9 protein-coding genes are annotated in these 15,192 nt (G+C 56.9%); 4 read left to right on the top strand and 5 right to left on the bottom strand.

Annotation, left to right across the window (positions count from 1 at the left end):
• Positions 1-24 precede the first annotated feature (24 nt).
• The 4 genes from prfB to ACM66T_RS02110 are packed head-to-tail and all read left to right on the top strand — an operon-like array spanning position 25 to position 3,222.
• Positions 25-1,122, top strand: a complete 1,098-nt coding sequence (gene prfB, locus ACM66T_RS02125) for a peptide chain release factor 2 (protein WP_231020135.1) — start codon at positions 25-27, stop codon at positions 1,120-1,122.
• Position 1,123: 1 nt separating this feature from the next.
• Positions 1,124-1,726 carry a hypothetical protein gene (locus ACM66T_RS02120; protein WP_416768728.1) on the top strand — a complete coding sequence of 201 codons (603 nt, stop codon included), beginning with the start codon at positions 1,124-1,126 and terminating at the stop codon, positions 1,724-1,726.
• Positions 1,723-2,466 carry an arginyltransferase gene (locus tag ACM66T_RS02115; protein WP_231020132.1) on the top strand — a complete coding sequence of 248 codons (744 nt, stop codon included), beginning with the start codon at positions 1,723-1,725 and terminating at the stop codon, positions 2,464-2,466. Before ACM66T_RS02120 ends, ACM66T_RS02115 begins: the two co-directional genes overlap by 4 nt.
• Before the next feature lie 9 nt (positions 2,467-2,475).
• Positions 2,476-3,222 (top strand): DUF3108 domain-containing protein, encoded by a 747-nt coding sequence (locus ACM66T_RS02110; RefSeq protein WP_231020130.1) that lies wholly within the window; start codon positions 2,476-2,478, stop codon positions 3,220-3,222.
• A 17-nt stretch (positions 3,223-3,239) separates the two neighbouring features.
• On the opposite strand, the gene fusA is transcribed toward ACM66T_RS02110, so the two are convergent.
• The 5 genes from fusA to rpoB form a co-directional block, all read right to left on the bottom strand.
• A complete protein-coding gene (fusA, locus tag ACM66T_RS02105) occupies positions 3,240-5,330 on the bottom strand; it encodes an elongation factor G (RefSeq protein WP_231020129.1) in 2,091 nt (696 codons plus the stop codon).
• An 84-nt stretch (positions 5,331-5,414) separates the two neighbouring features.
• Positions 5,415-5,882 (bottom strand): 30S ribosomal protein S7, encoded by a 468-nt coding sequence (gene rpsG / locus ACM66T_RS02100; RefSeq protein ID WP_231020127.1) that lies wholly within the window; start codon positions 5,880-5,882, stop codon positions 5,415-5,417.
• 114 nt (positions 5,883-5,996) lie between these two features.
• Positions 5,997-6,371, bottom strand: coding sequence for a 30S ribosomal protein S12 (gene rpsL, locus ACM66T_RS02095; RefSeq protein WP_231020125.1), 375 nt, complete (start codon positions 6,369-6,371; stop codon positions 5,997-5,999).
• A 148-nt stretch (positions 6,372-6,519) separates the two neighbouring features.
• On the bottom strand, positions 6,520-11,028 hold the full coding sequence (gene rpoC, locus ACM66T_RS02090; protein WP_416768727.1) for a DNA-directed RNA polymerase subunit beta': 4,509 nt from the start codon (positions 11,026-11,028) through the stop codon (positions 6,520-6,522).
• Positions 11,006-15,178 carry a DNA-directed RNA polymerase subunit beta gene (gene rpoB, locus ACM66T_RS02085; RefSeq protein ID WP_231020121.1) on the bottom strand — a complete coding sequence of 1,391 codons (4,173 nt, stop codon included), beginning with the start codon at positions 15,176-15,178 and terminating at the stop codon, positions 11,006-11,008. The genes rpoC and rpoB overlap by 23 nt, the downstream gene beginning before the upstream one ends.
• Positions 15,179-15,192 lie beyond the last annotated feature (14 nt).

Here is a 15,192-nt window from a genome sequence, read left to right as displayed (position 1 = left end):
TGATCTATTTTTGGAGAGACATTTTTGGACCATTACGAATACGGCGAACTGCTGAAAACCCTTAAAACGAAGATGCAGAATATTACGGGCGTCGTCCAGCCCGATGCCATCAACACCCGCCTGGAAGCGATCGCGGAGCTGGAAAACTCCCAGGACTTCTGGAACGACGCCGCCAACGCCGCGGTCGTGCAGAAAGAGAAGACCCAGCTGGAACGCAAACTCGCCAAATACGAGACCGCAGCCGGGGCCCTCGACGACGCCGCCGACCTCTACGAGATGGCCAAGGAGGAGGGTGACGAGGAGACGGTCCAGACCCTCTTCGACGAAGCCGCCGATCTGGAAGAGAACGTCCGCACCATGGAAATTGAGGTGCTGCTCAGCGGTCCCAACGACGGCAACAACGCCATCGTCTCCATCCACCCGGGCGCGGGCGGTACCGAGTCCCAGGACTGGGCCTCCATTTTGCTGCGGATGTATACCCGCTGGGCGGAACGGCGCGGCTTCAGCGTCGAGACCCTCGACTACCAAAGCGGCGAAGAGGCGGGGATCAAAGACGCCTCCATCATCATCAAGGGCGAGAACGCCTACGGCTACCTGAAAGTCGAAAACGGCATTCACCGCCTCGTGCGCATCAGCCCCTTCGACTCCAACGCCAAGCGCCACACCTCCTTTACCTCGGTGCTCGTCTCCCCGGAGATCGAGGATGACATCGACATCGTCATCGAGGACAAGGATATCCGTATCGACACCTACCGCGCCTCCGGCGCCGGCGGCCAGCACGTCAACAAGACCGAATCGGCCATCCGTATCACCCACATTCCGACGAATATCGTCGTGCAGTGCCAGAACGACCGGAGCCAGCACAAGAACAAGGCCACGGCCATGAAGATGCTCAAATCCCGCCTCTACGAGTATGAACTCGAACTCAAACGCGCGGAGGAAGCCGGGATCGAGAAGAGCGAGATCGGCTGGGGGCACCAGATCCGCTCCTACGTCATGCAGCCCTACCAGCAGGTCAAGGACACCCGTTCGAACGAGGCCTACTCCAACGTCACGGGCATCCTCGACGGCGACATCGACAAGATGCTCGAAGGGGTACTGATCACGCAGAGCAGGGGCTAGCATGCGCGGGCTGATCCTCGCTCTGTTTCCGCTGCTGCTGCTCTTGGGCTGCGGTGAAAGCAACAGCCGCCAGCAGCCCTACCTGATGGGACAGAACCCCAAAGGCCCCTACGCGACCCCGCAACAGCTGCGCGAACGCTCCGAAAAGATCGAAACGGCCAAGATCAAAGCCGACGCCGACAAAGAGATCGCCCTGATCAACAAAGCGCGCGACATCGAAGTCCAGAAGCTCATTTCCGAGACCGACGTTGCCAAGGCCGGCATCACCAAAGAGGTGGCGATGGAGGAGGCCCAGACCAAAAAGATCGCCATCGAAAAAGAGCATGAAGCGACGACCTACCTCTACTGGCTCATCGGGGCGGCCCTGCTGCTGCTCTTCTGGTTCCTCTTCTACTACACCGGCAAGAACCGCAAGGAGCGCCTCAAGATCCACGAGGATGAGCTCCTCTACAAGCTCCGGGTCCAGGAGCAGGAGATGAAGATGAAGATGGCCGAGAAGATGCTCGACTCCATCACCTCCGGCAAACTCTCCCCCGAACAGGAGAACCGTCTCATCGACACCCTCGAACACACCACCACGAAGCTGATCGAGCAGAAGCGATGAAAACCCAGGGCGCGAACCGGCTGCTCAAAGAGTGCGCCCTCGAAGAGAAGTGCGCCTACCTCCCCGATCAAGGGCAGACGACGCACTACAAGATCATCGCCCACTGTTCTCCGAGCTACTGCGATCACCTCATTCGCCGGGGCTGGCGCCGATTCGGCGAGATGTTCTTCCGGCCCATCTGCAGCGACTGCAGCGCCTGCGAAAGTATCAAGATAGACGTCGCGTCCTACCGGTTCAGCCGCTCGGAAAAACGGGTCCTGCGAAAAAACGAGGACCTCAGTGTCATGATCCGCCGCCCCGGGATGAGCCGGAAACACCTCGAGCTCTTCACCGACTATCACCACTATATGCACCACCACCGCGGATGGGACGAGCAGCCCGTCACGCCCCGCAACTACTACAGCTCTTTCGTTCACGGCTACAACGACTTCGGCTACGAGGTGCTCTATTTCGACCGGGAACGCCTCATCGGCGTCGATCTCATCGATATCCTTCCCAGCGGCATCTCCTCGATCTACTTCTACTATGATCCCGAGTACGCCGGCCGCTCCCTCGGAAAATACTCCCTGCTGCAGCAGATCAAAATGGCCAAGGAGCGCGGCCTGCCCTGGATCTATCTCGGCTACTATGTCGAAGGGTGCCAAAGCCTAATGTACAAACGCGCCTACACCCCTCTTCTGCAGCTGCAGGGACGCCCCGCCGACGAAGAGACCGACATCTGGACCGACCTCCCCTCCTAGGCTCGTATGATGCGTATGCTCGCCCTGTTCACCGCCGCCGCATTCAGCCTGTACGCCGGAACGATCGAAGCGCGCTATGCCATTTCATTCTGGGTCATCGGGCAGGTCGGGAGCGCCACACTGAGGCTCCAGACAGACGCGGGCCGTTACCGCATCGAAGCGAACGCGACGCTGCAAGGCGTTGCCGCCCTGCTCGCGCACCATCACAGCGAATTTTTTCAGAGCGAGGGGCGTATCGACGCCGAGGGACGCCTTGTTCCCGAACGCTACCGCGTCCTACGGACGATGGACGACTACCGCCGCGAACAGCTCTACCGTTTCGGGCCCGGCGGCATCTACCGCTCCCAACACGAAAAAATGCGCGTTACCCTGCGCCGGTTCGACGCCGCCTCCATGCGCTATGTCACGACAATAAGACCCGCCGAGCACCGCGCCTTCCTACGCGAACCCTATCGCGCCGACAACGACCTGCTGACCCTCTATTTCAATGTCCGGCAGCAGCTCGCAACGCTCGTGCCGGAGCAGCCCCTGACCTTCAATGCCGCGGGGGCAGGCGGGGGAAAAGTGCATATCGAACGCACCCTCTTACCATACCACTACAGGGTCCAGCTCGATCAGGATATTTTCCGAAGTGCCCACGGGGAGATGGCAATCGAAACGGACGAATCGTTTTACGTTAAAAGTGCTATCTTACAGGATGTTTTACTGTTTGGTGATTTGAAAGTAGAGCGGGAGTGGTTGAAAGAGAGCCCGTAGGCTCCGGGAGCAACGGCTTAGCCGTTGCGCTTCTTGATGATCTCGTCTGCGACGTTGCGCGGAACTTCTTCGTAGTGGTCGAACTCCATAGAGTAGGTCGCACGTCCCTGCGTAGAAGAACGCAGGTCCGTAGAGTAACCGAACATCTCGGAGAGCGGTACGAAGGCGTCAACGATCTTGTTACCAGCACGGTCGCCCATGTTGTTAACCTGACCGCGGCGGCGGTTAAGGTCACCGATCACGTCACCCATGTACTCTTCCGGTACTTCGACCTCGACCTTCATCAGCGGTTCAAGGATTGCAGGGTTCGCTTTGCGCGCACCCTCTTTGAAGCCCATGGAAGCGGCAAGTTTAAACGCCATCTCAGAGGAGTCGACATCGTGGTAGGAACCGTCATAGAGAGCGACTTCGACGTCTTCGATCGGGTAACCCGCAAGGATACCGTTCTGCATCGCTTCTTCACAACCCTTCTGAACCGCAGGGATGAATTCTTTCGGAATAACACCACCTTTGATCTCGTTGTGGAAGATGTAACCAGAACCCGGCTCGCCCGGCTTGATGCGCAGGTAGACGTGGCCGAACTGACCGCGACCGCCTGACTGCTTGGCGTACTTGTACTCCTGGTTGACTTCGTTCTTGATCGATTCGCGGTAAGCAACCTGCGGCGCACCGACTTCGGCTTCGACTTTGAACTCGCGCTTCATACGGTCGACGATGATCTCGAGGTGAAGCTCACCCATACCGGAGATAATGGTCTGGCCGGACTCTTCGTCGGTGTGGACACGGAAAGAAGGGTCTTCCGCAGCCAGTTTACCCAGTGCGATACCCATTTTTTCCTGGTCGGCTTTTGTTTTCGGCTCAACCGCAACGGAGATAACCGGCTCCGGGAAGTCCATACGCTCGAGAACGACCTTGTCTTTCTCGGACGCGAGGGTATCACCCGTAGTCGTGTCTTTCAGACCGACGACCGCACCGATTTCACCCGCGTAGATCTCTTTGACCTCTTCGCGCTTGATGGCGTGCATCTTCATGATACGGCCGACACGCTCTTTCTTGTCTTTCGTCGTGTTGTGCGCGTAAGAACCTGACTCCAGGATACCGCGGTAGACACGGATAAATGTCAGCTGGCCGACGAACGGGTCGGTCATGATCTTGAACGCCAGGGCCGCGAACGGTCCGTTGTCCGTAGACTCGACAGCGACTTCTTTCTCTTCGTCATCCATCATCGTACCCTTGATCGCCGCGACTTCCGTCGGCGCCGGCAGGTAAGCGACAACCGCGTCGAGCAGCGTCTGAACACCTTTGTTCTTGAATGCCGTACCGGCAGTCATCGGAACGATGTGCATTGCGATCGTTGCACGTTTGATCGCTGCGATGATCTCGTCGTTGGAGATCTCTTCGCCTTCGAGGAATTTCTCCATCAGCTCTTCGTTGCCGTCGACAGAGGAGATCTCTTCGATCATCTTTTCGCGGTACTCGTCCGCTTTGTCCTGGAGTTCAGCACGGATCTCCTGCTCATGGTAAGCAGAACCCATTGCCGCGTCGGCATCCCAGACGATCTCTTTCATCTTGACGAGGTCGACGATACCTTCAAAGTTGTCTTCCGCACCGATCGGCAGCTGGATCGGAACCGGGTTACCTTTGAGGCGGTCGCGGATCTGGTTTTCGACTTCGTAGAAGTCCGCGCCGATACGGTCCATCTTGTTGACGAAAACGATAGACGGTACACCGTAGCGGTTACGCTGGCGCCATACAGTCTCAGACTGCGGCTGAACACCACCGACGGCACAGAATACGGAAACCGCACCATCAAGAACACGCATGGAACGCTCAACTTCGATGGTGAAGTCGACGTGGCCCGGGGTGTCGATAATGTTGATCTGTTTACCGTCCCAGGTACAAGTTGTCGCTGCGGAAGTAATCGTAATACCGCGCTCCTGCTCCTGCTCCATCCAGTCCATCGTCGCCGCACCGTCGTGTACCTCACCGATCTTGTGCTCAACACCGGTATAGAAGAGGATACGTTCGGTCGTCGTCGTCTTACCCGCATCGATGTGCGCGGCGATACCGATATTTCTTACATCTTCGAGTTTATGAGATCTTGCCATTGTTATTAGCCTTAGATATAGTAGTTAGAGGGGACCGTGCCCTAAAGCGAGACGCGATAGTAGCACGGAAGGGTTGCATAACGATTACCAGCGATAGTGGGCGAACGCTTTGTTCGCTTCTGCCATCTTGTAGGTATCTTCTTTCTTCTTGAATGCAGAACCTTTATCGGACGCTGCATCCATCAGTTCGTTCGCCAGGCGTTCTGCCATCGTACGCTCATTGCGTTTACGGGCAGCATCGACAAGCCAGCGGATCGCCAGGGAGAGTTGACGGACAGGGCGTACTTCTACTGGAACCTGATAGGTTGCCCCACCGACGCGGCGGCTCTTGACTTCCAGGACCGGCTTGATGTTGTCGATCGCTTCGTTGAAGATTTCGATACCCGGCTTTTCGCCGCGGGCACTGATGATATCCAGCGCGCTGTACATAATCTTCTCAGCGGTGCTCTTCTTACCGTCGAGCATGATTTTATTGATGAACTTCGTCAGGACTTTGCTGCCGTGAACCGGGTCAGGCATAATCTCACGGACGGGCGCTCTTCTTCTACGCATTGTATTTCCTTATTTGCTTCAATTTTTTTCAAAATTTACTCAAAGCTCTCGCTTTGTATTCACATCTTCTCAGGGCAATCCCCCGATACTCAATGCTTGACTATAGGGACGTTCTTATTTCTTCGGACGTTTCGTACCGTATTTAGAACGTGCAACCGTACGGTTGGCAACACCGGCAGTATCGAGCGCACCGCGAACGATGTGATACTTAACACCCGGAAGGTCTTTGACACGACCGCCGCGTACGAGAACGATAGAGTGCTCTTGCAGGTTGTGACCTTCACCACCGATGTAAGAGATAACCTCGAATCCTGATGTCAGGCGGACTTTTGCGACTTTACGAAGCGCCGAGTTCGGTTTCTTCGGTGTTGTCGTGTAAACGCGCGTACAGACGCCGCGGCGCTGCGGGCAGTTTACGAGTGCAGGAGACTTGGATTTCTTGATCGCAGCCTTGCGCTCTTTACGAATCAACTGATTGATTGTAGGCATTTGAATCCTTTCATAATTTAAAATGTTCCAGTAGATACTTCTCACGAGAGAGTATTGAACGCGAAATAATACTAAAGTTTAGTTGAATTTTAGCTTATCTTAAGAGAAAGGGGAGTGAGGGTGCGGGGCAGCCCCGCGAGAGAGATGCTTACGCGTCGAAGTCGATCGTGAACTCTTTGTACATACCGGTACCGGCCGGGATCGTACGACCGATGATGACGTTCTCTTTCATATCGGTCAGGTCGTCGATCTTCGCGGAGACCGCCGCTTCGGTCAGGACCTTGGTCGTATCCTGGAAGGACGCCGCGGAGATGATCGAGTCCGCACTGACAGAGGCACGGGTGATACCGACCAGGAACGGCTCGGCGATCGCCGGCTCGCCGCCCAGGCGCAGGATCTTCTCGTTCTCCTCTTTGAAACGGTTCTTCGAGACGAGGTCGCCCTGAATGAACTTCGTATCGCCGGACTTGACGATCTTGACCTGGCGGATCATCTGGGTAAAGATGACCTCGATGTGTTTGTCCGCGATGTTAACCCCCTGGCGGCGGTAGACCTGCTGGACTTCACTGACCAGGTAGTTGTACAGCGCTTTGACACCGAGGATGCGCAGGATCTCGTGGCTCGAGACCATACCGTCGGAGAGACGTTCGCCGGCGTGAACGAATTCGCCCGGGTGGACCAGGGCGTTTTGGTTCTTGTCGACAAAGTACTCTTTCATGATGCCGTTTTCACCGGTAATGATGATACGTTCCTTGCCGCGCAGCGGCTTGCCGAAGCTGACAACACCGTCGATCTCGGCGATGAGGGCGACATCTTTCGGTTTACGCGCTTCGAAGAGCTCGGAAACCCGCGGAAGACCCCCGGTAATGTCCCGTGACTTCTGGAGCGCTTTCGGCGTCTTCGCCAGGATGTCGGCAACGTTGACGTCCGCACCGTCCTGGGCGAAGACCGCCGTTTTCGGCTCGAGCGAATAACGGATAAGCTCGCCGGCTTCCGTAGCGAGTACGATGGCAGGCTTGTACTCCGGCGCGATGTATTCGTTGATCATCAGACGCGTTTTGCCCGTCAGTTCGTCGAACTGTTCGGAGGCCGTGACGCCCGGAATGACATCTTCGAACTTGACCGTACCGGCCGCTTCGGAGATGATCGGATTGGAGTACGGGTCCCACTCGGCGATGACGAGCGATTCCGTCGTCGCGGCATGAGCAATAACCGTCGCCGCATCCGCTGACGCATCATCGTCGATGTCGACGATGGAGCCGCGGGCGATGTAGTGGCGGTTCGCTTCACGGTCGTCGGCGTCGACGACCACGGCGAAGAGCCCCTTCTCGGTGACTTCGTACCCTTTGCTGATCGCATCGTAGCGCTCAAGGTAATCCCCTTTGAGGAGGAAGAACTTGACCGTACCCTTCGCACCCGCTTCGACGCGCTGTGTGACCGGTGCACCGTCATCGACGAGAAGCTCGGAGGCGTACGGGATACGGTTCGGAACGTTCCAGCCGTCGCGGATTGTTTCTACGATCGATTCGTGTGCCGTTACCGTCGCGCCGCTTTCGTACGGCAGGTAGAACTTCCCTTCGATCTTACCGCTGACGCCGGCCAGTTCGTTCGGACGGGCGACCTCGGTCTTACGCAGGGTATAGCGCTGGGTCTGGTCCCCGTTGCTGACGCTGATAAGGACCTCGTCGTGGATCGACTGAATGTCGATCGTACCGTCGAACGGTGCCTTGATCTTCGGCTCGACCAGGAGCACACCCGCATTACGGCGGTTGGCAACGATGTTCTTGCCTTCCTGGTTCTTATAGGTTTTCAGGTTGTAGTAACGGATGAAACCTTTCTTCGTTGCCGTGACCTGGCGCTCTTCACGGGTACTGGACGCCGTACCACCGACGTGGAAGGTACGCAGGGTCAGCTGCGTACCCGGTTCCCCGATCGACTGCGCCGCGATAATACCGACGGCTTCCCCTTTGCGGACCAGTTCGCCCGTTCCGAGGTTTTTACCGTAACAGAGCGCACAGACGCCGCCTTCGGACTTACAGGTCGCCGGTGTGCGGATATGTACCGACTTGATGCCCGCTTCGACGATCTTGCTCGCCTTGATCTCGTCGATCAGCTCGCCCTCGGGGTAGAGGATCTCGTTGGTGATCGGGTCGATCGCGTCTTCCGCGAGTACGCGGCCGTAGATACGGTCTTCGAGCGGTTCGATCATTTCGTTACCGATGGAGATATCCGTGATCTCGATCCCCTCGTGGGAACCACAGTCATCCTCGACGATCTTCACGTTCTGCGCGACGTCGACGAGTTTACGCGTCAGGTAACCGGCATTCGCGGTCTTAAGCGCGGTATCCGCGAGACCTTTACGGGCACCGTGGGTCGAAATAAAGTACTCGAGGACGTTCAGACCCTCTTTAAAGTTCGAGATAATCGGCGTTTCGATGATCGAGCCGTCCGGCTTCGCCATCAGACCCCGCATACCGGCGAGCTGACGGATCTGGGCTGCAGAACCCCGCGCCCCGGAGTCGGCCATCATGTAGATGGAGTTGAACCCGGCTTTGTCGTTCTCGATCAGATGCATCATATCGCCCGCAAGCGTATTGTTAACGTCGGTCCAGACGTCGATGATCTTGTTGTAGCGCTCCTGCTCGGTCAGAAGACCCGCTTCGTACTGCTTCTGGATCTCTTTGACCTTCGCCTTGGACTGCGCGATCAGTTCCGGCTTCTCTTCCGGGACGATAACGTCGTCAACGGAGATGGAGACACCCGCTTCCGTCGCATGTTTGAAACCGAGGTTCTTCAGACGGTCAAGGAAGCCCGCCGTAACAGCGATGCCACCGTGTTTCTGGACGTAGTCGACCAGGGCGTTGATCGCCTTTTTCTTCATGACGCGGTTCCACAGATCGACCGGGACGAAGTCAGGCAGGATCTCCTTGATAAGAAGGCGGCCGACCGTCGTCGTGATCATGCGTCCGTCGACACGGGTACGGATGCGGGCGTGCAGATCAAGCGCACCCTGCTCCAGCGCGATACGGATCTCGTCAACATTGGCGAAGAGTTTGTTCGAACCGACGACGCCATTCTTCTCCAGGGAGATATAGTAGATCCCGAGGACCATATCCTGCGACGGTGTCGCGATCGCTTTACCGGAGGCCGGAAGCAGAATGTTCATGGATGAGAGCATCAGCACTTTCGCTTCCGCAATCGCCTCGGCGGAGAGCGGCACGTGGACCGCCATCTGGTCACCGTCGAAGTCGGCGTTGAAGGCCGCACAGACGAGCGGGTGCAGCTGGATCGCTTTACCGTCGATCAGGCGCGGGTGGAAGGCCTGAATCGAGAGTTTGTGCAGCGTCGGCGCACGGTTGAGCATGATCGGATAGCCTTCGACGATCTCTGAAAGACACTCCCAGACTTCGTTGGTCTGGTCTTCGATCATCTTCTTGGCCGCTTTGACCGTTGTCGCGTAACCCTTGTCTTCGAGCTTCGCGATCAGGTGCGGCTTGAAGAGCTCAAGGGCCATCTTTTTCGGCAGACCGCACTGGTCCATCTTGAGGTCCGGACCGACGACGATGACGGAACGGCCGGAGAAGTCGACACGCTTACCGAGAAGGTTCTGACGGAAACGTCCCTGTTTACCTTTGATGACCTCGGAGAGGGATTTCAGCGGACGCTTGTTCGCACCCTTGACGGCATTGGCACGGCGGCCGTTGTCGAAGAGGGCGTCAACGGATTCCTGAAGCATACGCTTCTCGTTGCGCACGATAATCTCCGGCGCTTCGAGCTCGATCAGACGCTTCAGACGCTGGTTACGGTTGATAACACGGCGGTAGAGGTCGTTGACGTCGGAGACGGCGAACTTGCCCCCGTCCAGAGAAACCAGCGGACGCAGATCCGGCGGCAGAACCGGCAGAACCGAGAGCATCATCCATGCCGGGTTGTTCCCGGAATTCAGGAAGGATTCGATGACCTTCAGACGCTTGACGATCGTTTTGCGCTTCGCTTCGGAACGGGTCCCCTCCATCTCCTCTTTGAGGACGGAGAAGAGCTCGACGAGGTCGATGTCGTCGAGCAGGTCACGGATAACCTCGCCACCCATCTGGGCAACGAAACCGCTCTCGCTGTAGCGCTGGTACAGGGTACGGTACTGCTCTTCGTTGAGGACGTCGTACTTCAGAACCGGGGCGCTCTGTTCCGCATCATAGAACGCTTCGCCGCCGCTTTTGACGATGTACGCTTCGTAGTAGAGTACGCGCTCGAGGTCTTTCATCTTGACACCGAGGAGGGTACCGATACGGCTCGGCAGGGAGCTGACGTACCAGATGTGCGCTACCGGCGTGACCAGGTCGATGTGACCCATGCGGGTACGGCGGACTTTGGAAGTCGTGACTTCAACGCCACACTTCTCACAGACGACACCCTTGTAGCGCATCTTCTTGTATTTGCCGCAGAGACACTCGTAATCGCGGACCGGACCGAAGATCTTGGCACAGAAAAGGCCGTCGCGCTCCGGTTTCAGGGTGCGGTAGTTGATTGTCTCCGGCTTTTTGACTTCGCCGTGGCTCCAGGAGAGGATCTTCTCCGGGCTCGCCAGGCGGAACTGCAGCTGTTTAATGTCCTTCGGGCGATTCTCTTCCGTTACTTCAATCGGCACTAATTTGCTCATCGTCTTCCACCTCGTCAAAAATCTCTACATCAAGCGCAAGGGATTGCAGCTCTTTTGTCAGTACGAACAGCGTTTCAGGAATACCGGATTCCGGCACGCTTTCACCTTTTGTCAATGCTTTGTACGCCGCGACACGACCGTCGACGTCATCGGACTTGATCGTCAGCATCTCTTTGAGGACCGCGGAAGCACCGTAGGCCTCGAGAGCCCATACTTCCATCTCCCCGAAGCGCTGACCACCGAAGAGGGCCTTACCGCCGACCGGCTGCTGGGTAACGAGAGAGTACGGCCCCGTGGAACGGGCGTGGACCTTCTCATCGACCAGGTGGTGCAGTTTGATGACGTACATGTAACCGACGTTGACACGCTCTTTGAGCTGCTCGCCGGTCTTACCGTCGAACAGGACGGTTTTACCGTCTTTATCCATCTTCGCCATCGCGAAGAGGTTCTCGAACTCTTCGGCGTTGACCCCTTCGAAAATAGGTGTCGCGAAGCGGACCCCGCCCTTCGCCCAGTCACGGCCGAATTTCAGGATTTCGTCGTCGCTCATCTTGGCAACGGCATCCTCGAGTTTCATCAGGCGAGCTGCGCTTGCAATCTCGGAGAGTTTACCGCGCAGGGTAGCGATCAGGTTTGATTGCTCCTGTTCGAACTGTTCCTGGAGCTGGTAGCCGAGTTCACGCCCGACCATCCCAAGGTGCATCTCAAGGATCTGACCGATGTTCATACGCGACGGAACCCCCAGCGGGTTCAAACAGACGTCGACGGAACGGCCATTGGCCATATACGGCATGTCGACTTCCGGGACGATCGTGGAGACGATACCCTTGTTCCCGTGACGACCGGCCATCTTGTCCCCGACTTTCAGCTTGCGCTTCGTCGCGATGTAGACCTTGACGTACTTGACGACGCCGTTGGGGAGGATGTCGTCTTTTTCAAGGATCGTCAGCTTCTCTTCGTGCTCGTCGCGGAACTTCTTCTTCTCTTTCTGGAAGTGGTTCTTCGTCTTATTGTACTTCGCCTGGACCTCTTCGCTGTACGCTTTAACGATGTTGTTCATCGCGAAGCGGTTGACGTTCTCAAGGTCTTCCGCCTTGATCAGGTCACCGGCGCTGTAAGATGTACCGTTCGCCGTTACATCGCTTTCCAGCGGCGACTTCGTCAGCAGGGAGACGACACGCATCATCTCCTCTTTGTCGATCATGAGCAGGCGGTCGTAGTGCTCGCGCTCGAGCTCGTCGCGCTCCGCTTTTTCCATCTCGAGGGTACGCGGATCTTTGTCATAGCCTTTTTTCGTAAAGACCTTGACGTCGACGACGACACCTTCCATGCTCGGCGGGCAGTAGAGCGACTTGTTGACAACATGGCCCGCTTTTTCACCGAAGATGGCCCGCAGGAGGCGCTCTTCCGGCGTCGGCTTCACTTCGCCCTTCGGAGAGACCTTACCGACGAGGATCATGCCGCCGTTGACATAAGTACCGATCTTGACGATACCGCTTTCGTCCAGGTGCGCGAGGTCCTCGTCACGGACATTAGGGATGTCGCGGGTGATCTCTTCGACACCGTGCTTCAGTTCGCGCGCTTCCGCCTCTTTTTCATAGATGTGGACGGAGGTATACGCATCTTCGCGGATCAGTTTCTCGGAGATGACGATAGCATCCTCGAAGTTGTAACCGTTCCACGGCATGAATGCGACGAGGGCATTCTGGCCGAGGGCAAGTTCACCCTGATCCATGTTCGGACCGTCGGCAATAACCTGGCCTGCTTCGACGTGCTCGCCGACCTTGACGATCGGCTTCTGGCCGAAGGTCGTATTCTGGTTGGTACGCAGGTTCTTCTGCAGCGGGTAGTAGTCGATGACCGCACCCTCTTCGTCCTTGCTGATGACGTAGATGTGGCGGGCGTCGATCTTCTCGACGACACCGGCACGCTTCGCCTTGACGCTCTCCCACGCATCGCGGGCGACAAGCTTCTCGATACCCGTTCCGACCATCGGTGCGGAGGGCTTGAGGAGCGGTACGGCCTGGCGCTGCATGTTCGATCCCATGAGGGCGCGGTTCGCGTCGTCGTGTTCCAGGAACGGAATCAGTGATGCGGCGACACCGACGACCATGTGGGACGAGAGGTCCATGTACTCTGCATCTTTCGGCGAACCGAGAATGATTTCACCGTCTTTGCGAAGCTCGATGAGCTCTTCGGCGAACTGGCCGTTTGCATCAACCTTGTTCGATGCCGCGGCGATGGTCATCCCCTCTTCCTGGGTCGCCGTCAGGTAGATGACGTTCTCGTCACCGTACTGGACGATACCGTCTTTGACAACGTTGTACGGCGCTTCGATAAAGCCGTGCTCGTTGACCTTCGCGTAGGTTGCCAGGGTGTTGATCAGACCGATATTCTGACCCTCCGGGGTCTCGATCGGACAGATACGGCCGTAGTGCGTCGGGTGAACGTCACGGACTTCGAAGCCCGCACGCTCCTTGACGAGACCACCTTCACCCAGCGCGGAGAGACGGCGCTTGTGCGTTACTTCTGACAGCGGGTTCGTCTGGTCCATGAACTGGCTCAGCTGACCGCCGGAGAAGAACTCCATAATTGTCGAAGTGATCATCTTGGAGTTGATCAGGTCGTGCGGCATCAGTTCGGCCATCGGTCCGCTCATCGTGGAGAGCTTGTCCTTGATCGCCTTCTGCATCTTGATAAGACCGTTGTGCAGCTCGTTGCCGAGGAGCTCACCGATGGAGCGGATACGGCGGTTACCGAGGTGGTCGCGGTCATCGATGTGGCCCTTGCCGTTCTTGACTTTGATGACGTACTTGACCGTGTTGATGATATCCTCGTTGGTGAGCACGGTGACGTACTCCGGGATCTCCTGGCCAAGTTTGTGGTTCATCTTCATACGGCCGACGCGGGTCAGGTCGTAACGTTCCGGGTCAAAGAAGAGCTGGTTGACGAAGGCTTTCGCCGCCTCTTTCGTGACCGGTTCGCCCGGGCGCATTACCTTGTAGATACGGATCGCGGCCAGGTCATTCTCGTCTTCGAGCTCTTCAGTCTGCTTGAGCAGTTTCAGCGAGTCCGCATCCGCCAGGAACGCGTTGATGATGGAGCTGTCGACGCCGGAGGCCAGGTCGTTCGCGATGACGAAGGAGCCAATGCCCGCTTCCGCGATCTTCTTGAGCTTCATCTCGTCGATGGAAGTCATCGTGTCGAAAAGGACTTCGCCCGTTTCCGGGTTGATGATCGGCTCGGCCAGGTGGCGTTCGCAGAGCACTTCGACCGGGTACTGGACACGCGTCGTGCCGGTTTCGACCATCTTCTGCGCTTTTTTCGCAGAGAGGCGTTTGCCGGCCGCGACGAGGACTTCGCCGGATTCGTCGCGGAGGTCGAACTCCAGGCGTCCGTCGAACTGTTCCGGCTCAAACGGCATCAGGAAGGCGTTGTCGACAATCTCGATCGTCTGAAGCGGGTAGAAGAGCTTCAGGATATCCTGTTTGCTGTACCCCAGGGCACGGAACATAATCGTGACAGGCACTTTACGGCGCTTGTTGATGCGCATGTAGAGGATGTCTTTCGGGTCGTACTCGAAATAGAGCCACGAACCCCGGTCCGGGATGATCTGACCGGTATAGATCAGTTTGTTACCGGCCGTCGTCGCTTCCTCTTCTTTGAAGATAACGCCCGGGGAACGGTGGAGCTGGTTGACGACAACGCGTTCGACACCGTTAATGACGAAGGAGGTACGGTCCGTCATCAGCGGAATGTCGCGGATAAAGATCGACTGTTCTTTGATCTCGCTGACACCTTTTTTCTCTTTCGTGTTCTCATCGCGTTCCCAGAGGACCAGGCGGGTCTTCATGCGCAGGGAGACGGAGTAGGTGAGTCCACGTTCCATACATTCGCGTACGGTGTATTTCGGCGTACCGATTTCAGAACCCATGTACTCAAGCGTAATGCGGTTCTGGGCATCATGGATCGGGAAGACAGACTGGAATACACGTTCCAGGCCGCTCTCGGCGCGATCCTTCTGATCCATCATCAAAAAATTTTCGTAAGAGCTCAGCTGCAGTTGAAGGAGGTTAGGAACATCGATCTGTTGCGGGGTTTTAGCGAAGTCAACACGTAAGCGGTTTCCGGAGTAGAGTGTGTTTAACATATAGGCTACCTCGA

It is taken from the genome of Sulfurimonas sp. ST-25 (genome assembly GCF_048079205.1).
Classification (GTDB): Bacteria; Campylobacterota; Campylobacteria; order Campylobacterales; family Sulfurimonadaceae; genus Thiomicrolovo; species Thiomicrolovo sulfuroxydans.
The sequence above is the reverse complement of the archived record's forward strand: the minus strand, read 5'-3'. Positions and strand labels throughout refer to the sequence as shown.